Genomic DNA, 22476 nt, shown 5'->3' on the forward strand with positions numbered 1-22476 from the left:
TTTGGTGAGTTCAATCCGCACACATTTAGGCCAATTGGGATTCAATGACAAGTTAATAGACAGGCGTGAAAGGCTTATCTGGTAGCCACACATTGCACATTACAAATTGAACAAGGCTCACAGTTTGTTGTGATTTTGTGGCAGACAGAGAGTCGTTCAAACTCAAAACAGGAGATCAGTATGTCGAAGACGGCCGTGATGTTTGCGGGAATAGATGCTCTGGATACAGAGGCTTTGCGTTTTTCCACACTGCAAATCCCCGAAGTCCAAAGAAGGGTCCAACAGGCCCATAAGTTTCTTTGGGAGGAGACGGCGGGACAGGTCTCTTTAAAAGACTATATGGTTTCCTCAGAAGCGGATTTTCAAGCCCAGCTACCTTTGAAGGCCTTTATCTGTGCCGCGGCTCAGATTGGCTTGTTCGATCGCTATCTCAAAACAAACTCTGCCCCTGATTATTTGGTGGGGTGCTCTCTTGGCGATGCTGCTCGAACGGTGTGCTCGGGGGCTATGAGCTTTGAGGAGATGCTCTACGGAACGTACCTGTTTGGCAGGGAAGGGGACAAGGTCACTGATGGCTCGGTGGTCTGCTGTAAGTCTTTGTTAAGTCCGTTAAGTGCTGAAGAGATCCAGGAAATTGAAGCCTGTGGTTTAGATATCGCAGTTTACCAGACACCGGTCCATTTTCTTGTGGTCGGTAAAAATGACGTTCTCCATGCCTGGGCCGCAGACCTAAAAAATCAGCAAAGATATCTCATTCGCCCTCTATGCAATCGACCACTGCATTCTCATGCTATGACCGGGGCTATGACCAGCACCCTGACTCATTTCGGAAGCTTTAAGATCAATCACTGGAACATCCCTATGGTCTCGTCCACTCATCGTAAGGTGATTGAAACCCCAGAGGATCTTCGAGTGGATATGAATAGCAATATGACGGGAGCTGTTCACTGGTCGTCGACCTACATGTGGATGGTGGATGAGCTGCAGGTGAATCGCTTTGTGAATATTGGTCCCGCTAGGACTATGATCAAATTCTGTGAAAGAACTCCGACTGCAAAAAGTGTTGAGTTGATGGACTGCATGGATCTGGTTACTGCGGAGCAATTGATTCCCGCTCTCGCTTAACAAGAGACTTGAACACTATTTATAGAGGTAACGAACGGGCAGGCTCTTTTCGATGCTGTCAAAGATCTCTGCCGCCTTATAGGGTTTGGAAATAAAATCATCCATTCCCTGGGACAGCATTTCTTTTCGTTGATCATCCAAAACCGATGCTGACACGCCAATGATTTTGACTTCTTTTCCGTGTTCCAGTGAGCGAATCTGTCTCGTCGCTTCGAGGCCATCAATTCCCGAAATTCGACGATCCATAAAAATGAGATGGGGCTTGAATTTGCTAAATTTCTCGATGGCTTCCTGTCCACTTTCAGCGAGTTGAGTTTTGAAGCCCGCCTTCTCGAGTAATTTTCTTAGCAGAATTTGGTTCTCAATCTGATCTTCAACGATCAGGACACGGTACTCTGGTTGATGGGGTTCAAGTCCCACGACCCATTTCTTAGAGAGTCCCGTGGCAGAGGGGTTTGTCTTTGCTTCTGGTACGGGGATTTCAACGCGGAAAACAGATCCCTTGTTCAACTCGCTGTGGACTTGAATTTTCCCCTGCATCAAATCCACATATTTCTTTACGATGGCCAGCCCAAGTCCGGTGCCCTTCTGGGTGTTTTTGGGATCGACTTGAACAAAGGGCTCAAAAATACGCTCTTGGTCCTGCGTTGAGATGCCCCGTCCGGTGTCTTCAACTTCAATGATCAATTGTTGCAAAGAATCCTGATTATGAAAGCGCAGGCGCAACATAATCTTTCCCTTTTGGGTGAACTTAATCGCGTTGTTCAGCAAGTTGATCAAGATCTGCCGAAGTTTGCCTTCGTCGCCTTCGATGAAATGGGCTGCTTCAGCGGAACTCTCGAATTGCAACTCGAGCCCTTTTTGTTCAGCACGCAGGTGCATCATGCTCTCGAGATCGCGGATTGTTTCTGTGATATCAAATGGTTTTATCTCAAGAATGGTATGGCCCGCTTCTATTTTTGCCATATCCAGAACTTCGTTGATCAGTTGAAGTAAGTGCTCGCCGCTACGATTGATAATATCAAGATAGGTTCGTTGTTCGTCGTCGATGGTTGTCGAATTTCTCATCAATTCTGAAAATCCCAGAATGGAGTTCAAGGGCGTGCGCAACTCGTGGCTCATGGAGGCTAAGAAGATGCTCTTGGCCTGATTCGCGGTTTCAGCCTGTTTTTGTGCGGCAATGGCGCGAGCATTGGCGCGGCGGATACCTTCAGAGATGAAGGATATCATCAAGCCGATCAGAATGAAGAAAACCAAACCTATCCAATCCGCAAAATCAGAGACGAAGGGACGAGGAGCGAGGAGGGGCCACGCATAGATGACGATGAGACATGATAGCCCCACCGAGAAAAGACCGGAATAGAGTCCTCCGAGAAGTGATGCGATCATGATTGCGGGATAGAAGGTTAACCACGCGAGACTTGCACCCAATACATTCAGTGGCCAGATTCTTAAAGCCGCGGCAAAAATCACAATAAGTGCTGTCGCAAAAATGTTATAGAAAATGGCCTTGGGCTTGTTTGACGGGGCGACAGTTTTTATAAGTTTTGAACTTATGAAACTTGTCATATTTAGATCCTGTCGATTGAAAATGTTGGCAGAAATTTATTTTAATTCCAGGCATTTTTAAAAGCCTAATTAAACTATGTTAACAAAGAGGCGGACCAACAGCATCGTCTTGATTTTCAACAACTGACCTCCTGAAAAACAAATGCAGTCGATAGAGTATTCATAGCAACAAGGGGAGTAGGATATGACTATGCGAAAAATTGCGGTGCTGGGTTCCGGTCCGGTCGGTGAAAGACTGGCGAATGGCTTTCTAAAAAACGGCTACCAGGTTATGCGCGGCAGCCGCGAGCCCTCTAAGTTGAAGGAGTGGAAAGAAAAGTCGCCGCCAGGGGCCTCAATAGGGACCTTCGAAGAAGCGGCTCGGTTTGGCGATATGATTGTTTTGTCCGTCAAGGGGAGCGCCGCAGAGTCAGTGGTCAAGGGACTTCCCTCTGACGCTATGAAAGGCAAAACGGTGATTGATACCACCAACCCCATTGCAGATCTTCCGCCGGTGAATGGAGTGCTCAACTTTTTCACGGGTCCCAATGAGTCTTTGATGGAAAGGCTGCAGAAAGCCGCTCCCGCCGCCAACTTTGTAAAATCATTTTCCTGTGTGGGGAATGAATTTATGGTCGAGCCTCATTTTTCTGGAGGCGCTCCTACCATGTTTATCTGTGGAAATGACAAAGGGGCAAAGGCGATGGTTCTGGAAATTTTGACTCAGTTTGGGTGGGAGACTGAAGATATGGGATCGGTCGAAGGAGCTCGAGCCATCGAACCATTGTGCATGCTTTGGTGCATTCCCGGTTTTTTGCGCAACCAATGGGGACATGCTTTTAAGCTCTTAAAGAAAGAGCGGGCTTAAATATTTTAAGCCCGCGCAGATTGATTACAGAATGACGTCAATAATTTGATTTTGTTTCACGACCAACTTCACGGTCGCTTTGGTTTCCTGGCTGCTCATAAGAGCCTGCAACTTCGCTTCTGGAAAGCTCATCAAATTTTTGATGATGAAAAGCTGTGAGATGCCAGAGACCTTCACCATGGCTTCATTTTCCATGGCTTCAACATGCTCGATAACGCCCGTGACGTAAGTTTGGGCGCTTTCTGCAGCCACAGCAGAAGAAAGGCTCGCAAGAGATGCAAATGAAAAGCTTAATGAAGCAGCCAAAAGAAATTTAATCATAACTACCGTCCTATTCCTCTAATTTGATTTAAGATTAATTGATTATGTCCGTACGCATCTTCCACAAAACGAATTACTCCATCCGAATTCAATTGTGAAGTTACAGGCATTAAATAAACGTAGATTGGGTTCTTAAGATTGACGCGAGTCTCTTGCAGCATGACCTGACCTGGTTTGACGACAAAGTTCTCGATTTGAGGACGGGACCAATCTGTCCCCGCGAGCAAGTACTCAGCCAAATCCAAGGGCTTTTCAAGGCGAACGCAACCCGAGCTGCGCAGACGCTGAGCTTCCGAGAAGAGATCGCGTTGATTCGTGTCATGCAAGTAGATCGCATAAGGATTCGTCATCATGAATTTAACGACACCCAAAGCATTCATGTAGTTGGGTCTTTGGCGAATATAGAAGTCCACATTCGCGGGATTGATGCCCTTCCAATTGATCGTCGTCGGGTCAATGGTTTTTGAAAAGTCAGAAGTATAGACTTCGAAATTGTTGTCAGAGAAGTATTTGCGAATTCCTTCATTATCCAAATTTTTTATCAGTTCAACTTTGTCGTTGATGAATACCGTTGGTGGAACCGTCCAGGTCGGATTCAGAACTAAGTAAGTGACCTTGTCGCGCATCGTAGGCGTTTTGCGTTGAGCGGTTCCATTAATGGTTTTAAAACTCATGACTTTGTTTTGTCCCTGGGTTTTATCCGTCAGAACAAAATGCGAGAACGCCGTGTTCACGAAAATATGGCGGTCTTCCAGTCTTTGTGGCAGCCAACGAAGCTTTTCCATGTCAGCCTGAATTTGACGAAGACGCTCACCATTATAAACCCAGAAGAATCCCCACGTTCGACCACCCGGGGAAATCTTTCCGTCCGGTTTCATTCTTAAATTTGTTTGCACATCATTGATGGCCTGAAGCATCTCTTGGTCGAAAGTGTCGTCCAAGTTTGAAATGGTGTAACCGTGAATTCTTAAGCGCTCTTTAAGCTTTACGATAACTGGATGGCGCACTCCCAATGACAGTTCTTTGTTCACCGGGCTGATACGCTCCCAACCGCCTTTAAGAAAAAGGGGGTAGAGGCGACGAAGGGCTTCGCGCAGGGAAACATAAGCGGAAGATTGAGGCGCCACCTGTTCCAAGATCAGGCTTGCGTTGCCACCATTGGCCACCACCAGCGAGCGGATTTGTTCTGGCGTAAAGAAGTCTTTTCTTTTGATTTTAATATCAGTTGCCAAGCCCTGCGGATCCACGGAGCCGTTGGCAACATCCTTAAGAGCTTTGAGATAAATACCAAGAATGACATCAGAGGATTGCGACAGGGCGCCAGCGCTCGCGGCCTGTTCTAAATCCGCACTCCAATAGGCATTGGGATTTAATCCATGGGACCAGATATTGAGCAAAGCCTCGCGTACAGAATTTAAATCCAAGGCCTGCAGTGCAGACTTATAGTCTTGAGAAATAGCGGTGCCCGCTACTGGTGCCGTCAGGGTCTGAGCATAGGCAGGGGTGCTGAGCCCGGCCACCGATCCAGTTATCACGAGAGCCATTAGAACTGACTTTTTTAGCATAATCACCTCGACAGAGTGGTGTTTGCAAAAGCTCTGCCGTGGTAGATACAATTTTAGACCCTTCAGAAGGGAGCAAAAGAATCAAATTGTTTAATTCCTATTAGACGTTGGCAAATAAGGGCACTGCTAAAAATGCTTCACACTTGATGAATGAACCAGTCTCGAGGACAGCGATAGCGTTCACCCCAAATGCCTTGAGGGTCTCGTTCTCCAACTGAAATCACCATCACCACGCGCTCAAAACATTTCAACCCCAAAAGTCGCTTCACGCGGGATTCATCAAAGCCCTCCATCGGGCAGGTATCGAAACCTTGCGCAGCAATGGCCAGCATGAAGTTCTCTGCGCCCAGGCAAGCTGATTTGATTGAAACCTCTTGAATATCACGGGAAGACCAAGGTCTGCGCATGATGGGTTTCCATAGGCCAATTAAATTAAAAATGAGCCACTTGATAGGAGCCACCATGCGCCACCCGTAGGTGAAAGGAACCAGCTTGGAATAGTATTGTCGAAACTGCGTCGCTGCGGTCGGGGCAACGGGTTGTTGCAAAATTGCCTGGGAGGTTTTTTTCCACAGATCAGGGGAAGCCACGACGACCAATAGCTGGTCAGCGGTTCTAGCCGCGCCTTGATTAAGGCAAGCTTCAGCCAGTTGTTTCTTTTTGTCGGTAGAGCTGACCCAATAGAACTTCCAGGTCTGTAAATTGGAAGAGTTGGGTGCCAAGAGGGCCGCATCTAAAGCTTTGTTCATCACTTCTGCAGGAACTGCAGCCCCGGTGTAACGTCGTACACTTCGGCGCCTATTGACCACTTCAAAAAAGTCCATTTTAAATATCCTTCGCTAATGCAGGTTTTGCCTTCTTAACATACTCAATCAAGAAGGCGGAGCAAAGGAGAAAGATTTTCTATTCGAGCATCATAATGTGGGAGCAATTTAAAATTCCACGGGGAGTTTGGAATTTACGCATATTTCCCCAGAAGTCTTGCGACAATGCAGGATTTTTTCTGATCACATAAGTATTGCCGAAGTATTTGCCATTGATGGCAGGTTGCCACGCCATAAGTTCCTGAGGTTTCAAACCTGAACTTTCAAAAAGACTTCGTTCAAATTCCTTAAAGAAAACATCTTTCCAAAGCTCGTATTTCTCGTTAGGAATCCAGCTGGGATTGTTGTTGCCATGCAAGGGGCCAAAGCCCGCCGCAATCTTGTTAAGAACATTTCCTTTTTGAGAGAACTTCGTCAAAAATTCCGTCGCGTTGGGATGAAGTACTTCCGTCATGTCTCTGTAAATGTAAAAGTCAGCCAGATCGCGCAAGACAATTTTGCCTGTGGGGCGGTATTGAGCGTCCAACTCCACCAAAAAATTTTGGGAGTGAGGAGAATCGAACTGCATACCAGTTCTTGCTGCCAACTCGCCCAGAGCTCGGGCCACGGCTTTCACATAGTGCTCGCTCCAGAACTGGTAAGGATCATTCGATCCGTTCTTGGCAGCGATTTCTTGTCCGGTCTTTTCATGTAAAACCGAAAATCCAGGAACATAGATTTTTCCTGATTTCTCGTTATTGATTTCATTCAAATCGCGGATCACCACGGCCTGGTCAATGGCGCCGATTTTCATGATAGCTGGTTCATCCATGATAATTAAGTGTTCAAAATGCAGTTTTTTTGCGATGCCATCAAGGAAGTCAGCATTCAGACGGGAATCGTCGGCTTCACCGATGGGTTGTTTTTTATCAGCCCAGAAGCCGCCGGTCTTATTGGTGGAGCTTTTTACTGAGAATTGAATTTCCTTGTTTGGATCCTCGACAATGTATGAACGCGAAGCGGTTTGATACCCCGTGAAATAATATTTCTTTTCAAGTGTCAGACCTTTTTCTTTAAAATAGTTTTCAACCTCGACGAACCACTTTGTGTCTTCAGGATTCAAGATCCAGCGAACATAGTTGTGTCCGTCCTTCTGGAAGATTAAATGTTGACGCATGGATTCTGGAAAGCGATCAGCAAAATCCAAAGACACGAGGTTCAATGGAATCTCAAAATGAGGCATGGGAATGGCTTCATTACTTCTTGTCGCGATGGCATTGGATTTTGTTTCGAAATCCACCAAAGCCTTTGCCGCGGGCGTGATCGCACCCACTTGGCCTGAAAACAAAAGACTTCCAATAAGAAGTAACGACATATGTTTTTTCATAGATTCCCTCGCTTAAGAATGGAGATATCAAGCTCTATGCCATGGAGACTATGATTTAAAACGACATGAGGGTGGATGTTCCAGAAGGACTCTGTCTAGAAGTTAGTAAGGTGTTTAAGTTCTATTCAGAGTGCTCTGGAAACGCTTCGTATTTTGCCTTGATGGCTTTTGCTTTCGGAGCGATGCGAATGAGGGCCATTTGATAAGCCTTCACAACCGAACCTGGTACCACCCCATTTGGTTTAAGTATGTCTGAAAACCGGGGCATTCTTCTGTGCATTTAGGCAAAGAAAAAAGGCCACCTAGTGCGTGGCCTTTAAAAAATAATTTTAATTAGAGGCAGAAGTTGTTCTGCTGAAAAAACTGAGAACAAAAGTTTTGCGGGAATCGACATTCTGAAGGATTCATCGAGCTATAGTAACCATGTCGTCGACAGATCTTTTTTCCACCGTCTTTCACAGTGGCCAGAAACTCCCCACGTGCTGTGATCTTGCCTTTGTAGGAAATAGCATAAGTGATTTTGTTGTCCCCCGCGTTCAGTAAAGGCTTTTGCAGAAGCGTGTAAACCCAAAGATTCAAGGCCTTCGTACTTTGCCCAGTTGAGGAGTCATATCCGACGGTTTTGCTGCGAGAACTTCCGTCCGAGTGAGTCGCGGTTAAGGTGACTTCATCACCTTGGACGCGTTGAGGTCCGATGAAGTAGTCGTAGTCTCCTTGAGACAATATTTCTAATTGGCAGCGTGAATAAGTAGTATTGGGTGGGTTGTGCGCGTCGCCAGAACATTGCACGGTGATGTCACCTTGTGAAAGGACCGCTGTACGGTCATTTCCTCTTTTAAAGCCAATGTCAGCATGAGCCATTAGGCTCGCAATAAGAATCGAAAAGACTATTGATGTTTTCATAACTATCCCCCTGTGAATTTATCGTTACACAGTTTAAACACGCTGGCAAAGAACTGTCTGGGGTGGTTAAATAAAAAGTATTCCACCTTGGAGTCGCCAGTTGCATTATTCCGGATCCGGCTCTATGTATCACTGTAAGTAACGTTGTTTTGTATGTAAGGTTCCATGAGACTGCTAATCTTTTTGACTCTATTCTTTGCGAATGTGGCCCAAGCCACAGTTGTTATTTCCACCGAGGACGACTGGGCGCCGTGGTCCTCAAAGAACAGCAGAGGTCAGGCCGTAGGCCAGTCAGTCGAGCATGTCCGTAAAATTTTTAAGATTCTCGGAATCTCCACGGAGTTTAAAGCGGTTCCTTTTTCGCGCTGTCTGATTGAGGCTGAAGAAGGCCGCACCCTGGGCTGTTTCCATACGGCGAAGACAGCAAAAAATATTAAGATGTTTGATTTTCCGCAGCTTCCCTTGGTGGAAGATGATGTTTTGATTTACACGACCACTCCACCGGGGCTAGGGGCTTCGCAACTTTCTGATTTGAAGGGGCAACGCGTGGGAGTAACCTTAGGATATGCTTATTCCCCCGAATTTGATGCGATGGCTGGAATTCAGCGCGAAGAGTCCAAGGCGGATTTGACCTCGTTCCGCCAATTAGTTGGCGATCGAGTTCCCTATATCGCCATTTTTAAAGGAGCTGCCGAAAGCCTGTTGGCGACTCATCCTGAGCTGCACAGAAAAAATCTGCGGTATTTCACTGTCGGTAAAGCTCAGTTCTATTTGGCTTTCTCAAAAAAGTATCCGAACAGTCAAAAACTATTGCTGCAGTACAATCAGGCTGCACAACGCTTTCCGACTTTGCGAGTGCAGCCGCTGCAAGTGACGGTGTATGGAGATCGGGCTTATCCACCTTACTCTTATGTGACTGCCGATGGACTTCCTGCTGGAATCTATGTCGAACTTTTGCAGGAAGTTTTCGCGAATATGAAACAGCATTTTTCTGTGAAGCTGGAAATGGTTCCTTGGTCGCGAGGACTGCAATTGTTGGAGACAGGGGCGGCTTTGGCTCTTTTTCCTCCTTACAGAATTCCTTCGCGGACCTATATTGATGTCTACTCTGAGCCGTTCAATACGGAAAGGGTGGTTTTCTATTGCTCTGATCCCAAGTTGAAAGAGCACGCTCGGTTCCCAGATTCTTTTCGAGGGTTAAAGGTGGCTATCACTCAAGGTTTTGTTTTGGATCGCAGACTGGCGCAACAATTCGAGAAGGGCGCTTTTACACGTGTGGATGTTTTGGATAATACCCAAGGTTTGATTCAATTGGCGAATCACAATGTAGACTGTTATATCAATGATTCTTTTTCTGTTGAATGGGCTTTTGCCAATTTGAAGCAGAGCAAGCATCCCGTCCTGCAGAAGTTCTCGTCCTTCAATCTATCTGAAACATTTGTGCTCAGTGAACAACCCGCATACCTGGCGTTTTCTGAGAACTCTCGCTTTCACGACAAGCAGCAATTTATAAAAGTTTTCAATACTCAGCTTAAGAAAATACTTGCCGAAGGGCGAATGACCGTCATCAAGAGTAATTACACGGCCAAGTGAGTGGGCTTGGCTATCTTGGTTTTAAGTAGGTATTGAAGATGGCCTGATAGCGGCCCGTTCTTTTGAGTTCTTTAAGACCCACTTCATAGTCTTCGGCGACAGTTCTATTTCGAAAAACGACGCGATAGTCTTTCCAATTGGCTTGGGTGAATTCATGTTCTGTGACTTCGTCCAATGCCTGATGAGTCTTTCTTTCGGTTTCGTTGAAAAAGTAACGATAGATATGGCGATCACTCAAAGCCAGATCAAAGCGATTGTGTTGGAGAGTTAAAATCTGTAGGGACTGATCGTTGGTTTCTATATATTTTCCAGCTCTATTGACGGGTTGAAGCCACTCAGGATAGCGCTCTAAAGCTCCGGGGAAGGCAATCACGGACAGACCTTTGAGATCCGATGGTTTATTAATACGCAAATTTCTTTTCTTAAGAGAGATAAAGACATTTTGATAGATCACTGCAGGCTCTGCATAAATTCCGCCATAAGGGGCGAGGTCAATTCCTGAATCAATCATCGCGCCATCTAGATTTTTGGCAATGAAGGCTGTCGAGATTCTTTTCATCGGATAGAAAACAGGGACCAGGGAGTGCCCACGATATGCCAGGGCCTCGCGAATGATTTGCACATTTATTCCAGAGTTTGATTGGGGTAGGCAAAAGGGCTGAAGCTTGTCGCCGAAGCCCATTCGAACCTCAGCGGCAAAGCTGAAAGAACAAAAGAGGCATTCAGAAATAAGCAAAATGACTAGTGAGGTTTTAAGCCATTTTGGCAGGCCCAGTAGTTTCATTTCAAAATTCCTTATTAGCTGAATTTTATCATAAAAAGAGGAGGGCATAAATTCGCATCCTCGAACCTTGGTCGGGCAATGCTAAGTTAAAAATGCCTGGAAACATGGTCTGAGATAACAACGGCTGCGTCACTAATTTTTTTTGGGGAGTCGGGGATCAGATGATGGTGGAGCCATTGCTTCAGCTGACTATGTGGAGTATCGTGGCTAGCATGTCTGATCAAAAAACGCCCTATGAACTTCTCGGTGGAGAGCAGAATCTTCGCCAGCTTACAAAACGATTTTACGAAATCATGGATACCCTGCCCGAGGCAAAGGGCATTCGTGATATGCATCCTGAAAATTTGCGGGGATCAGATGAAAAGCTGTTTATGTTTTTGTCGGGCTGGCTGGGGGGTCCGAATCTTTTTATGGAGCGATTCGGCCATCCTCGGTTAAGAATGCGTCATTTTCCGTTTAAAATTGGTAAGTCCGAACGAGATCAGTGGATGCTTTGCATGGTGCAAGCTTTTGATGATATGAAAATCGAAGAGCCCTTGCGCAGTGAGCTTTTGCATTCCCTTTTGCGTTTGGCAGATCATATGCGCAATCAAGAAGAGCCCGGCGAGGGAAATGTATGAGTGGTTTTTTTAGATCGCTGATAGCTTTCAGTGTGCTTCTTAGCGCTCCGGGTTTTGCACAACAAAAAGAGCTAAGAGTTGCAACCTATGACATTCCTCCGCATGTTTTTGTTTCCAAGCAAGGCGATCTGCCCGCTGGAGCCGCCGTTGATTTCTTCAATTTGTATATGAATCCTCAGCGGAAATATAAAGTGAAGTGGTTGGTGACTCCCTTTGCGCGTTTCCTGATTGATCTGGAGAATAAGAAGATCGATGTGGGGCTTCTGCTGGCAAAAAATCCCGACCGAGAAAAGTTGATTCGTTATTCAAGTCACAGTCTTTATACGACTTATTCCGGGGTTATAGTTTCCAAAGGTTTTAAATTAAAAGAATTGAAAACTCTGACGGATCTCAAAGGTATGACTCTGGGGCATTCGCAGGCTTCTATCACACCGCCATTGCTAGTTAAGGCGGGTGTTAAATTTGATTACCTGAGTGGCGAGCAAGTCATACGCCGAAATATAGAACGGGTTCGATTGAAGAGAATTGATGGCGTCTTTGCGCCCACATATACAAATGCAGAATATTTATTGCAGAATGATAAATCAGTTCAGGACATGCACTTGTTGAAGATACCTGAAAGCCGTTTGGATCTTTATATTGTCTTTAGAAAAGACATTGACCAAGAAACTTTTGAGTATCTCAGTAGCCAGATTACGAAGCATTATTCGAGTTATCCGGCCCTGGTGAAGAAATATATTACTCAGTAGGTCTGCCAGATCTAAATATTGGGTCCGGCATAAGGTTCAGAAGATAAGGTCGGTGCCTCTCGAAAGTTTTTAGGTAGTTCTCCTTTCAAACTTTCCAGGAATGCTTTTATCAAAGACACCTGTTCGTTGCTTAAATCCTTATTGAGTTGCAGTTTCCCCATCCATCGAATTGCAGTATCTAAATCTTTTGCTGAGGCATCATGGAAGTAAGGTGCCGTTTCGGTGATATTTCGAAGCGACGGAACTTTAAAGATATAAAGATCTTCATCCTTCTTGGTGACATCTTGTCGTCCTTTGTCGGGATTCGCGACTTTGGTGATACCCCAATAGTCATGGAAAACACCAAACTTTTGCATCATACGTCCGCCAACGGCAGGGCCGTTGTGGCAACTGGAGCATCCCACCGTGACAAACTCTTTGAGTCCCTTTTGCGCTTGTGCCGAGATAGCCTTGATGTCCCCCTCGAGATATTTATCAAAGGGCGCGCGAGTGGTCAGTGATCTTTGATAGGTGGCGAGGGCCGTGGCTGCATTTTCCAAGGTTAAAGGCTTTTCAGTTTTAGGAAAAGCCTTTGCAAAAAGAGGTGAGTAGCCTGCCAGATCAAGACGTTTTAAGGCCTCCTCTGTAGAGGAGTTGCCCAGGCTCAATGGCGTCGTAAAAGCACGAAGGGCTTGTTCTTCAATATTGATACGGTCATTGCGCCAATGAACAATAGTTTGATACTTGAGATTTAAAATCGATTGGGCATTTCGCGCACCTTTGTTGTTGTTAAATCCCGTGGACTGACTCAAACGGTCCGTGCTGTAGAACTGAGGCTGATGACAGCGCACGCAGGCGGTGCTGCCGTCTTTGGAGAGGCGGTAGTCGAAGAACAGTTTGCGTCCCAGTTCAGTCTGCTCCGCCGTGATCTTGTCAGGGCGTTCTTGTTTTGCGGGAATGATACCAAAAAGGGCTTTCGCAGTTTTTAGAAGGTCTTTGTCATTCGCGGAAGCGGTGAAGGGAGTATTTAAAATCAAGAACAACGAAAGAAGCGTGAAGGACAATTTCATGCAAACCTCTTTTTTCAGGGCAAATTTTCAGCCCGGCAAGGGTTGGTATAATTGTGCCAGTAAAGTAATAGGGCGTATGTTATTTTTTTATTGTTTCAAATCAGGGCACAGGAAGACTGAAGGATCCAGAGCTTTGAATTCGATCAGGTTCTCCAAAAGTTCCTTCGAGGTGTCAATCATATCGCCCAGCTCATCCATGCGATTCGGATCAACCTCCTGCGAATTGCCATGCTCATTTTGTTTTTTGAAAACTTCAAAATCGATTTGAATCTGTTTGAGCATTAAGAGCTCGCGATTGCGCAAGACATTGGTGATCACTTCAAAGATATCCGGGTTGGCGATGAAGAGCTTGGTTTTCTTATTTTCTGATTCGATCTGTTGGATCAGATTGTAAGACTCAAGGTCACGGATGGATAAACTGATGAGTGCCTTTGAGACCTGCAGTTTCTGACTGAGCTCTACTGCTGAAATCGGCTTTGCGGATAAATAGATATGAGTCCACATCTGACCGTGAATCTTTTTAAAGCCCCAATACTCAATAAAATGACCGATTTGCTCGGCAAGGCGGTTTAAGGCCTCTAATGTGAAGTCTTTTTTCATATTGTTCATGATTGCATAAATTAAATGAAAACGAAAGCTTGGAGCTTGTTTTGGCTCATTTATACATAGAAAAACGATGGACTTTACATCTTTATGGAAATAGTTTACGATGGTTTGAACTATTTAGAGGTGAGTAAATCCTGAAGTTTTTTGAGCAGACGGGAGCTTAAATGAATACAGCATATGGCAATACTGTTGTGAGTCTAGTAGGTGGGCTGGGAAAAGTAGGGAATTCCTTTTTCGAAAATAAGCCGAATTACAGCACTGTTTATTTGAATGCCGGTGACGATCTTTATTCCTCGGACCGTTTGCCAGAGGGCTTGTACTTCGTGCAGGCCGGATGTCTGAAAGTCTATCTCCTTGAGGACTCTGTTCGTGGTCGCTATCATTCCGGCGAGTTTCTCGTTCGCCTGGTGACTGAGGGCGAGTACCTCGACAGCAAACTTTTGTCTGATGGTGATTTAAAAAAATATCGCGTGGTTGCAATGACTCCAGCCATGGTTTTTTATTACAGTCCTGCGGCTATCGAGGAAATGCTAAGGACGGCAGACCCTGTTGTCCGTGCTTTGCTTAAGCAACGCATTGATAGCCAAAGAGGGGTGGATGAAAACAGTCACTCCCTGTATTTGGCGAGCATTCGGGAAAGAGTTGCACATCAATTGGTGTTGTTGGCCAATCGCTTCGGAGTAAAAGGTCCTTCTGGAATATCCTTGAATCTTCAGTTGACCAGATATGAACTGGGACAGCTTGCGGGGACAGTGAATGAGTCCTTCTCGCGGTATTTGTCTGAATTCAAAGATCAAGGTTTGGTCGATATAAAAGGGCGTGAGATTATTATTAAGAATCTTGCGGCGTTGGCTCATGAGGCCGGTGAAGTCAGGTCTCGATGAAATACACTCCTGCCAAGCGGATTGGCTTCTTCAGGAAAGTGGCATTGTCTCTTTGGCACTCCGGTGGAGATCCCTCCGTCTATGGTTTCTTGGACTTGGATTTAACGGACTCCTCCATTGAAAAGTCTCCTTTGCCTTTTGTCTTGAAGTCCCTGGCCGAGGTCATGAAGAAGCACCGTGAGCTGAATTCGATTCTTCGGTTTGGTAAGCTCTACTATCGAGAGCAGGTGAATATTTCCGTGTTGGTTCATATTGAGGAACAACAAAGATCGGATCTTTCCTTTGCGCACCTGACAGAGGTCGACAAGATGAGTCTTCAAGAGATTCGTGAATCCCTGGGGGCTTCGATTCCGCAGATTCGGGCTCGAAAAGATCCGCGTCTGCATCGAGCTTTTCAAATTCTAAATGCACTGCCGTCCTTTTTGATGAAGCCCTTTCTGAAGCTGTTTTCCTTTGCGGTTCATGATCTGAATTTGGATTTGACCCGCTGGAGCCTTCCCAAAGATCCCTTTGGTGCGGTGATTGTCACAAATGTCGGTTCATTGGGATTGCGGCATGCCTTAGTGCCCTTGGTGCCATTCAGCAAAGCTGTCATGATGGTCGCGGTGGGGGAGGTTTCGCAGCAACCGAAGGTGATCAATGGCGAAATTGTTGTGCGCAGTATTCTTCCTTTGGGAGTGACTTTTGACCATCGTTTTTTTGACGGGGCTCACGCGGCAAAAATGTTGCGGGATTTTGAAGCCCATTTTCATTTTTCCGGAGGATCCTTGTTGAAGACCTCCAATGGCAAAGAGCAGAAATGAGATTAAATAAGGTTGCAATAATTGGTGCTGGAATCAGCGGGGCCTTCCTTGCAAAACAACTCTCAACCATCGCCGGTATCGAGGTCGATGTATTTGAAAAGTCTCGTGGAATTGGTGGACGTATGTCCACGCGCCACGGGGAGGGCTTTAGCTTTGACCATGGTGCCCAGTACTTTACTCTCCGAGATGAAAATATTCGCAAGATGCTGTCACCGCACTTTGATGATGTTTTGAAAGTTTGGGTGACGGAGGGTGAAAAGGAGTTTTGGTCCTCGGCCCCGCAGATGAATTCCTTGGCGAAGGGTTTATTGCAAGGTGCGAACGTACATCTTCAGTGTGAAGTCTCATCACTCTCGCGCGCTGCCGGACAATGGGTGATTCATTTTAAAGATCAAACCTCGCGAGGTCCCTACGACTGGGTTGTCTCGACAGCTCCGGCTCCGCAAACTTCAAAAATCTTTCCATCGGAATTCAATGGGCATCAAGACATGCGCCAAGTTCGCATCAGTCCATGCTTTGCAGTGATGCTGGGATTTTCAGAGAAGCTCCCATCGTCATTGCCAGTCTATTTGAAACCTGAAAATGCCATCGTTGGTTGGATCGCACAAAACAATAGCAAGCCGGGGCGCAATCAGACGCAAAGTTGTCTGGTGATTCAGAGTACAAACTCTTGGGCGGTTCAGAATCTTGAGTCCGATCTTGAGCTTCTGAAGACTTTATTAAGCCGCGAAAGCGAAGAGATTTTGCAGATTAAATTTCCGGAGTCTCAATACAGTTCAATTCATCGCTGGCGTTATGCGAATACGGAATCTCCAGTAGGCCGGCCGGCATTGATTGATTCCGGTCTGCAGTTGATTGCCTGTGGGGATTGGTGTTTGGGGGCTCGGGTCGAAGCTGCTCTTCTGAGTGCGCAAAGTGTTCTGGACCATTTCAAGAGCCTGCGTTAGAGTGACCTGCTAAGAGGTTTGAATTGGTCTTTTCGTTGAAATATTTTGAACTTTGGATTTTGAAGTTCGGTACTTTTTTGTTGGGTTGCTCTTTCTGTTTCTTTCTGCAAAGCCAGTATCAATTAACGGCAGTGGTTGCGGCGGCGCTCACTGGTTTTTTGGGCTCCTTTATTCCTGATACCAAAAGAATCGAAAGCACTCATGTGCATGCCACGATTTATATGGGGGCTTTTGTGGCCATGGGATCTCGCGTGGTTAATGCCGGCCCGGGGCAAATCCTGTTGGTCTCGTTTTTGGGAAGTTCGATCTATTTTTTTATGAGTCCATATTTTAAAGGCCTGGGTGGGCGGCTAGGGCTGATCGCGTTTATATCATCACTTTTGGGCGTAGCTATACGCTTTTGGGGTTGATTTGTGATGATGCTTTGGAGTGTTCTTCTAGTGGCCATCCTGGGTGCACAAGTAACTTACTTTCTTATTCATAAAGTTCATATGCCAACAGTCAGGGCTTCCAGTGCTTCCACGCTGATTTTTGCGTTGATTGTAGGAGCCTTGAATATTTCCTTTGTCGGGGCATTGCAGGCGGCCTTCTTCGGCGCGACCTTTGTGGGTATGACTGATAAATCGCGTCTGGGATGGAAAAGAGTTCTTCTTGCGAGTCTGATCTTTGGAGTTGTATTTGTTTTTCTGATTCCACTGGCTCAAGGTTTTGGTGGGGGGCTTGGTGCTGCCGCCTTCTTCTCAAGTTCCGTCGTGTATTCTGCAGGAAAAATGTTAAGAAAATCGAACTATTAATTCTTTGTACATATGCATGATCTCCTGGCTGTAGTCAGACTTTTTTCTTTGATATTATAAAGTCTGACCACCTAAGAACTTTGCAATGCAAGGAGGGCTTTATGCCTAACAAGGAAATGCCAAAGAAAAGTTCCCAACCAGGTAAAATGAAACCGAGCTCTGTTCATCGGGCCACGGAGGCAGATGCGGGCTTGGCAGGTCGGGAAAGTTTAGGAAAAGACAGTCAGGAATCCGATTTTGAAATTACCGGAAGGGAAAGTTTGGTTTCAAAAAAAGAAGATAAGAATCGTCCCGCTCGTCGTTGAGCTAGATGTTGAAAGTGACATCGAAGTTAAGCGTTCACAGGGAATTTTAGAAAAGGGTCCCAGGATCCTTTTCTAAATCAACTGGGACGAACGAGGAACAAAAATACGCAGGCTATCAAGCCGAGAGTCACAAGGCCAATCAAAGCGATAACAAGAAGAACGGTGAGGGCTTTTTTATACATGCCGGGAAGCTAACGCAAGCCCCCTGGCTTGTCACGGTCTTTAGAATCCCGAAGTGGAACTCATTTGTCTAAATTCCTTGGCTTCGTTCTTTGCTACGACAGGGCTTACAGATTCAGGAAGGTCATTCCCTCCCTTAATAGTAAAGATGAGCACATCCACAATTTGAGTCAGCTGATTTGCCTGCACTGAAAGTTCTTGGGCAGATGCTGCCGCTTCTTCTGAGGTTGCCGCATTGATCTGTGTCACTTGATCCAATTGATTCATTGCTTTGCCAATTTGGCTGATTCCATTTGATTGCTCTTCGCTGGCTGAGGCGATTTCCGCATTGAGATCAGAAACCTTTTTTGCAGAGGCCACGATCTCACTGAGAACTTCTCCGCTTCTGCTGACCTGCGTGCTGCCGGTTTCAATCTTTTGCACACTGCCTTTGATTAACTCTGTGATGTCCTTGGCTGCAGATGAGCTTCGTTGGGCAAGATTGCGCACGGCCTCAGCCACAACCGCAAATCCCTTTCCTTGCTCACCCGCACGGGCAGCCTCAACGGCAGCATTCAAAGCCAATAAGTTGGTTTGAAAGGCGATATCGTCGATCACGTTGATGATATCTTCAATTTTCTTCGAATCTGATGAAATGTGGTTCATGGAGACAATCAGATCGCGAATTTCATGTTCGCCCTTGGTTGCGATCGTTCGAGTTTCTTCAGAAAGTTTTGCCGCTTGTTTGGCGTTTTCTGAATTGACCCTCACCATGGAGGTCAGTTCTTCAAGGGTGGATACTGTTTCCTCTAAGGATGCAGCCTGTTCTGCCGAGGCCTGGGACAGTCCTTCAGATGAAGAAGCGATTTGGTGCGACGCCTGTGTGACATTTAAAGAGTTGTCCTTTAAGCCGTCAATAACTTGGGAAATGGATTTTCCTAACGAGCGCAAAATGAAAAAAGACATGAATACACCAATGAGCAACGCAAGGGCCGTGGTCATAATGGAAGTGGTGCGGGCCAGTTGGTAGGTTGCAGAAGACGCCTCTTTTTTAACCTCCATTTCCTTTTTGTTGCGATCAATGGACGAATTGATGACTTCTTCGACGGCCAATCTTAGGGTACGGCCTTTTTCCATAATGAGTCTTATGGCGTCTTTATTGTTCCCAGCCTGGGCAAAACCAATAATTTCCTTATCTACCGAAGACCATTTTTCATAGGCCTCCTGAAAGTCATGAATTGTCACAAGACCAGCTTCACTGGCGACTTTTTTTCTTTCTTCAAGCAAGGAGCGGAGTTCTTTGTCTCGGCTTTCGAGGCGCGCCAGAATGGTCTTTCGGTCTTCCGCAGTTTCTTCTAAAACGAAGTCTCGTTCATTGATGACCTGGATCAGAAAGATCTCTTTGAGGCGATGATCCAGATCGATTCGTGGGGCCGTTCTGTCCGTAATTTCGTCTAAGTTTGTGTTGATGGTGCTCATTTTTGAGATACCAACGGCTGAAATGATGACGCTGCCACTTATTAAAAACCCAACAAGGAAGGCCACTTTGGCATTTAGACTTAATTTTTTCATTCCACAATGCTCCTTAAACTTTACTGGCGTTAACCATTTCTTTTGAATACAAAAATAGGTTTACTTAAATTTATGGGCTTATCGGTGAGTTTGGTTGAACCTTAAGACTAAAACGGAGCTTTTCAAGTGGTGTTTGGGGGCATTTCGAAACAGAAAATGACTCCAACAGGCAATAATGAGGTCGAATTGACCCAATATGCCCTCCCTGTTGTATTTAAGAGACCTTGGGCCTACTATAAGCCCACATGAAAAAAGAGATCATTGTTAAAATTATCGGACAAGAATTTGGTTCTTCAGATGTCGCTGAGTTGAATAAGATCCTCAAAGGCAAGGCTGCGCCACAGATTAAATTCAGAATCACTGGCAAAAAAATCGGTCACTTGGGATTCACCGGGCTTATCAAAGCCATTGCGCCCGAAGGCGTGAAAGTCTTTGATGTAAAAAAAGTCAGCCTGTTCAAGTTTTCTGATATTGAGAAAATTGAGAAAGCTAAACCAAAGGTGCCTCGTCCAGAAGCTCCGAAGTCAGAGTCACTGAAGCCAGCAACCCAGAAGAGAGCCGCTGAACCGAAAAAGGTTGAAGACCCGGTTGAGAAAAAAGGGTCTTTTTATGAAGACGATTTGAAGCCTGAAAAGTTCAGAAAGAAAGCTTCTGGCAAGCAGGGCAGCTCCTTCATTCCAAAGTCACGCAAATAGTATTTTTGGGGGATTGCGATGGATTCAAAAAATGACCTCCAGCAGATGAAGAATCTTGTGCAGCAGTTCTGCGAAGAGCGTGACTGGGATCAATTCCATTCTCCCAAAGAGTTGGCTATAGGTATATCCACGGAAGCGGCTGAGTTGCTGGATCTTTTTAGATTTAAATCGAACGAGCAAATTGCAGGGCAGTTTCAAGACCCAGTGTCGCGTGGAAAAATTGAAGATGAATTAGCAGATGTGCTTTTCTTTATTCTTCGCTTTAGTCAGATGAACCAGATCGATCTGCCCGCGGCGTTGGCAGCAAAGCTTGCAAAGAATAATTTGAAATACCCGGTGGAATCTTCCAAGGGATCCAACAAAAAATATAATGAAGTCTAGAGTCATTTCACATTGGCCATCAAGGTCAATTTTCGAATGCCTTGACAGGAAAATTCTGTGCCCTTCTAATAGAAGCACTATGAAACATATTAAAAGTCTTATTCTTGCAGTTGCACTTCTCGTTCCCGCTCTTTCACAAGCACGCATCACAGATGGCAAAGATCATTTGAAACTATCCGGCGGCAAAATCGTTGTGACTTTGGATAAAGGGTTTCACTTTGTGATGGAATCTCCAGCCGGGTTGTATATGGACGGAGAAATGGGTTCTGCAGAGCCTACGAAGAAAACTGAGAATCAAATGGTGTTTGACGTTTCTAAAGTTAAAGACCGTTCCTTCTCGATCAGCTTTTATGTTTGCGATGATCAGAAGACAGTGTGCGAGTCTCATGAGGCTCATTTGAAAGTTGTTAAGAATAAGCTTGTTCCGGTTGAAGCGACGAAAGAGTAGTCTCTTCGTTCTTAAGTAGCCCCTCATGAAGAGCGCAGACTCTAATGTAGCGAGGGGCTGCGTTGCATAAAAAAGTGATCATATTTTTTGTCCCCATCTGGCTTTCCCAATTTTGGCCATCAATAAAAATCACTTCACTTTCATTTTCATATAAACTCTCGTTTTCCAATTGAATTACCGTTCTGGATCTGTAAAGACAGTCTTAATGAAATCATTTGCTGTGATCCTATGCGTATTTGTTGTTTGTGGAATGGGAGCGAAAGCTCAAGCGCTGAGTTTGAATGACCTCACCATTCTTATACCTCTTCCTCGCGTCAATGAAATGGCGCTGATGCTGAGCCCTCAAGATCAGGGTGCGCAGGGATTACTCCTTTCCAAAAAAACTTATATTGAGTTGGTGCAGCTCGTTCCAGAGGTTCCCAACAGCATCACGTATCGTGATTCATTAAAAGTGATCGGTATAAGAATTGATCCATGTTTTACTGAAGGTGTCGGGCCGCAAAATTGTCGCAGACAGATTCGTTTGGTGTGGCAGCCGGTTTTTCATGCCGGGCAGACGGTCAGTACTAGAGATGCCGCCGTCCATAGTTTCTATGAGTTCGACGATGCGACTTTCGCCAAAGTATGGAAAGACTGGCAAAGCCTTTCCTCTGGTTCATCCTCTGACGCCTTACAGATTCATCCCCAGCTTCAACAAGAAGGTTTGCAGGGAGCTTATTGGAAATACCTGCGTGCTCTCATCCTGAAGTATTGTGGTGAAAAGAATATCGTGCGTATGACGGCGATGAATGTGATGTCGGGGGAGCAGCTGTGGATTTTCTCTGGCTTTGATATCAAAAACGGAGAGCCTCAGGCGATGATGATTCCGCGTTCGAAGGGGCGCACTCAGGGAGTGATCTCCAGTTCTTCGGCGTCGCGAAGTTTTACAGGGGGGATGTTTCCTCCTCCGCCAGAAGATCCCGAGTTTGCGGCCTTTGTTCAAGATTCATCCACAACGAAAAAGCGTCTGACCGAGGCACAGATCAAAGCCCTGATGGGCAAAGTCCATGAGTATGAAAATCCGGACCGTCATAATCCTGGGACTTTGGATTGTGCCAGCTGCCATCTTGCGAACACCGCACATCAGTGGGGGCAACTCAATTTCAGACAGTGGGATTGGGCGAATGATTTTAAGAATATCGCGTTCCAATCGAATTGGAATTTGAGCAAATTAAATGAAGGGCCGTTGCAAACCAATAAGCTGAGAGCCTTTGGTTACTTCGTCAATCAACCCGCGATTTCTCAGCGGGTGATTAATGAAACCGCTTCCGTCGCGATGTATTTGAAGATTCAACAGTAAAAGCACTCTAAACTGATCAACCCGTGTGGTGATAGCGCGGGGATTTGACTGACGGAGGGCTTAGTGGCCTTGACTCTTCGGACAGTCCTCGCCACGTGGTGGCTGATCCTGGCTTTGTAGGTCTTTGTTATTTATTTCTTATTTTTTAATGCACTGGTGTCGGGTGGCTGTGGAACTCGATTCAAGGCCACTAAGCCCTCCGCCAGCCAAATTATGCGATCAACAAGG

25 protein-coding genes are annotated in these 22476 nt (G+C 45.7%); 15 read left to right on the forward strand and 10 right to left on the reverse strand.

What is annotated here, in order from left to right:
- The first annotated feature begins 180 nt into the window (after nt 1-180).
- Nucleotides 181-1125 (forward strand): ACP S-malonyltransferase, encoded by a 945-nt coding sequence (locus tag NWE73_RS06260; protein ID WP_277577436.1) that lies wholly within the window; start codon nt 181-183, stop codon nt 1123-1125.
- Between the two features lie 15 nt (nt 1126-1140).
- Here the strand turns inward: NWE73_RS06260 and NWE73_RS06265 are convergent, their stop codons facing one another.
- Nucleotides 1141-2694 carry an ATP-binding protein gene (locus NWE73_RS06265; protein WP_277577437.1) on the reverse strand — a complete coding sequence of 518 codons (1554 nt, stop codon included), beginning with the start codon at nt 2692-2694 and terminating at the stop codon, nt 1141-1143.
- A gap of 184 nt (nt 2695-2878) precedes the next feature.
- Between NWE73_RS06265 and NWE73_RS06270 the strand changes: the two genes are divergently transcribed.
- Complete coding sequence (locus NWE73_RS06270) at nt 2879-3541, forward strand: NADPH-dependent F420 reductase (protein WP_277577438.1); 663 nt, start codon at nt 2879-2881, stop codon at nt 3539-3541.
- A gap of 24 nt (nt 3542-3565) precedes the next feature.
- Here NWE73_RS06270 and NWE73_RS06275 read toward each other — a convergent pair whose 3' ends face one another.
- The 5 genes from NWE73_RS06275 to NWE73_RS06295 all read right to left on the reverse strand — a co-directional run bounded on the left by NWE73_RS06275 (nt 3566) and on the right by NWE73_RS06295 (nt 8520).
- On the reverse strand, nt 3566-3862 hold the full coding sequence (locus NWE73_RS06275; protein ID WP_277577439.1) for a hypothetical protein: 297 nt from the start codon (nt 3860-3862) through the stop codon (nt 3566-3568).
- Between the two features lie 2 nt (nt 3863-3864).
- Nucleotides 3865-5406 carry a L,D-transpeptidase family protein gene (locus NWE73_RS06280; protein ID WP_277577440.1) on the reverse strand — a complete coding sequence of 514 codons (1542 nt, stop codon included), beginning with the start codon at nt 5404-5406 and terminating at the stop codon, nt 3865-3867.
- Between the two features lie 158 nt (nt 5407-5564).
- Nucleotides 5565-6251 carry a nitroreductase family protein gene (locus NWE73_RS06285; RefSeq protein ID WP_277577441.1) on the reverse strand — a complete coding sequence of 229 codons (687 nt, stop codon included), beginning with the start codon at nt 6249-6251 and terminating at the stop codon, nt 5565-5567.
- A 79-nt stretch (nt 6252-6330) separates the two neighbouring features.
- A complete protein-coding gene (locus tag NWE73_RS06290) occupies nt 6331-7617 on the reverse strand; it encodes a ferric iron reductase (RefSeq protein ID WP_277577442.1) in 1287 nt (428 codons plus the stop codon).
- A 333-nt stretch (nt 7618-7950) separates the two neighbouring features.
- On the reverse strand, nt 7951-8520 hold the full coding sequence (locus NWE73_RS06295; RefSeq protein ID WP_277577443.1) for a hypothetical protein: 570 nt from the start codon (nt 8518-8520) through the stop codon (nt 7951-7953).
- A 165-nt stretch (nt 8521-8685) separates the two neighbouring features.
- Here NWE73_RS06295 and NWE73_RS06300 point away from each other — a divergent pair, with 165 nt between their 5' ends.
- Nucleotides 8686-10113, forward strand: coding sequence for a substrate-binding periplasmic protein (locus NWE73_RS06300; protein ID WP_277577444.1), 1428 nt, complete (start codon nt 8686-8688; stop codon nt 10111-10113).
- A gap of 10 nt (nt 10114-10123) precedes the next feature.
- On the opposite strand, the gene NWE73_RS06305 is transcribed toward NWE73_RS06300, so the two are convergent.
- Nucleotides 10124-10897: a substrate-binding periplasmic protein gene (locus NWE73_RS06305; protein WP_277577445.1), complete on the reverse strand. Its 774-nt coding sequence runs from the start codon at nt 10895-10897 to the stop codon at nt 10124-10126.
- Nucleotides 10898-11109: 212 nt separating this feature from the next.
- On the opposite strand from NWE73_RS06305, the gene NWE73_RS06310 reads away from it, so the two are divergent.
- Nucleotides 11110-11517, forward strand: a complete 408-nt coding sequence (locus tag NWE73_RS06310; protein ID WP_277577446.1) for a group II truncated hemoglobin — start codon at nt 11110-11112, stop codon at nt 11515-11517.
- The gene (locus tag NWE73_RS06315; protein ID WP_277577447.1) at nt 11514-12266 is read left to right on the forward strand and encodes a substrate-binding periplasmic protein; all 753 of its coding nucleotides are present in this window, start codon (nt 11514-11516) and stop codon (nt 12264-12266) included. Before NWE73_RS06310 ends, NWE73_RS06315 begins: the two co-directional genes overlap by 4 nt.
- 11 nt (nt 12267-12277) lie before the next feature.
- Here the strand turns inward: NWE73_RS06315 and NWE73_RS06320 are convergent, their stop codons facing one another.
- Both NWE73_RS06320 and NWE73_RS06325 read right to left on the reverse strand, forming a co-directional pair.
- On the reverse strand, nt 12278-13315 hold the full coding sequence (locus NWE73_RS06320) for a cytochrome-c peroxidase (protein WP_277577448.1): 1038 nt from the start codon (nt 13313-13315) through the stop codon (nt 12278-12280).
- A gap of 87 nt (nt 13316-13402) precedes the next feature.
- Nucleotides 13403-13924, reverse strand: coding sequence for a GbsR/MarR family transcriptional regulator (locus NWE73_RS06325; protein ID WP_277577449.1), 522 nt, complete (start codon nt 13922-13924; stop codon nt 13403-13405).
- Nucleotides 13925-14085: 161 nt separating this feature from the next.
- Here NWE73_RS06325 and NWE73_RS06330 point away from each other — a divergent pair, with 161 nt between their 5' ends.
- The 6 genes from NWE73_RS06330 (at nt 14086) to NWE73_RS06355 (ending at nt 17654) form a co-directional block, all read left to right on the forward strand.
- The gene (locus NWE73_RS06330; protein ID WP_277577450.1) at nt 14086-14805 is read left to right on the forward strand and encodes a Crp/Fnr family transcriptional regulator; all 720 of its coding nucleotides are present in this window, start codon (nt 14086-14088) and stop codon (nt 14803-14805) included.
- Entirely contained in the window at nt 14802-15608 is an 807-nt protein-coding gene (locus NWE73_RS06335) for a 2-oxo acid dehydrogenase subunit E2 (RefSeq protein WP_277577451.1), read from the forward strand. The genes NWE73_RS06330 and NWE73_RS06335 overlap by 4 nt, the downstream gene beginning before the upstream one ends.
- Nucleotides 15605-16555: an NAD(P)/FAD-dependent oxidoreductase gene (locus NWE73_RS06340; RefSeq protein WP_277577452.1), complete on the forward strand. Its 951-nt coding sequence runs from the start codon at nt 15605-15607 to the stop codon at nt 16553-16555. Before NWE73_RS06335 ends, NWE73_RS06340 begins: the two co-directional genes overlap by 4 nt.
- A 23-nt stretch (nt 16556-16578) precedes the next feature.
- Nucleotides 16579-16965 carry a hypothetical protein gene (locus NWE73_RS06345; protein ID WP_277577453.1) on the forward strand — a complete coding sequence of 129 codons (387 nt, stop codon included), beginning with the start codon at nt 16579-16581 and terminating at the stop codon, nt 16963-16965.
- 6 nt (nt 16966-16971) lie between these two features.
- On the forward strand, nt 16972-17349 hold the full coding sequence (locus tag NWE73_RS06350) for a hypothetical protein (RefSeq protein ID WP_277578189.1): 378 nt from the start codon (nt 16972-16974) through the stop codon (nt 17347-17349).
- A gap of 101 nt (nt 17350-17450) precedes the next feature.
- On the forward strand, nt 17451-17654 hold the full coding sequence (locus NWE73_RS06355; protein ID WP_277577454.1) for a hypothetical protein: 204 nt from the start codon (nt 17451-17453) through the stop codon (nt 17652-17654).
- Between the two features lie 222 nt (nt 17655-17876).
- Here NWE73_RS06355 and NWE73_RS06360 read toward each other — a convergent pair whose 3' ends face one another.
- Complete coding sequence (locus NWE73_RS06360) at nt 17877-19385, reverse strand: methyl-accepting chemotaxis protein (protein ID WP_277577455.1); 1509 nt, start codon at nt 19383-19385, stop codon at nt 17877-17879.
- A 245-nt stretch (nt 19386-19630) separates the two neighbouring features.
- Between NWE73_RS06360 and NWE73_RS06365 the strand changes: the two genes are divergently transcribed.
- From NWE73_RS06365 to NWE73_RS06380, 4 genes are all read left to right on the forward strand, one after another.
- Entirely contained in the window at nt 19631-20080 is a 450-nt protein-coding gene (locus NWE73_RS06365) for a hypothetical protein (protein ID WP_277577456.1), read from the forward strand.
- Nucleotides 20081-20098: 18 nt separating this feature from the next.
- Nucleotides 20099-20461, forward strand: a complete 363-nt coding sequence (locus tag NWE73_RS06370; protein ID WP_277577457.1) for a nucleotide pyrophosphohydrolase — start codon at nt 20099-20101, stop codon at nt 20459-20461.
- Between the two features lie 79 nt (nt 20462-20540).
- Complete coding sequence (locus NWE73_RS06375; protein ID WP_277577458.1) at nt 20541-20909, forward strand: hypothetical protein; 369 nt, start codon at nt 20541-20543, stop codon at nt 20907-20909.
- A gap of 205 nt (nt 20910-21114) precedes the next feature.
- Nucleotides 21115-22248 carry a hypothetical protein gene (locus tag NWE73_RS06380; protein ID WP_277577459.1) on the forward strand — a complete coding sequence of 378 codons (1134 nt, stop codon included), beginning with the start codon at nt 21115-21117 and terminating at the stop codon, nt 22246-22248.
- Nucleotides 22249-22476: the final 228 nt, after the last annotated feature.

This window comes from Bdellovibrio svalbardensis (genome assembly GCF_029531655.1).
GTDB lineage: Bacteria > Bdellovibrionota > Bdellovibrionia > Bdellovibrionales > Bdellovibrionaceae > Bdellovibrio > Bdellovibrio svalbardensis.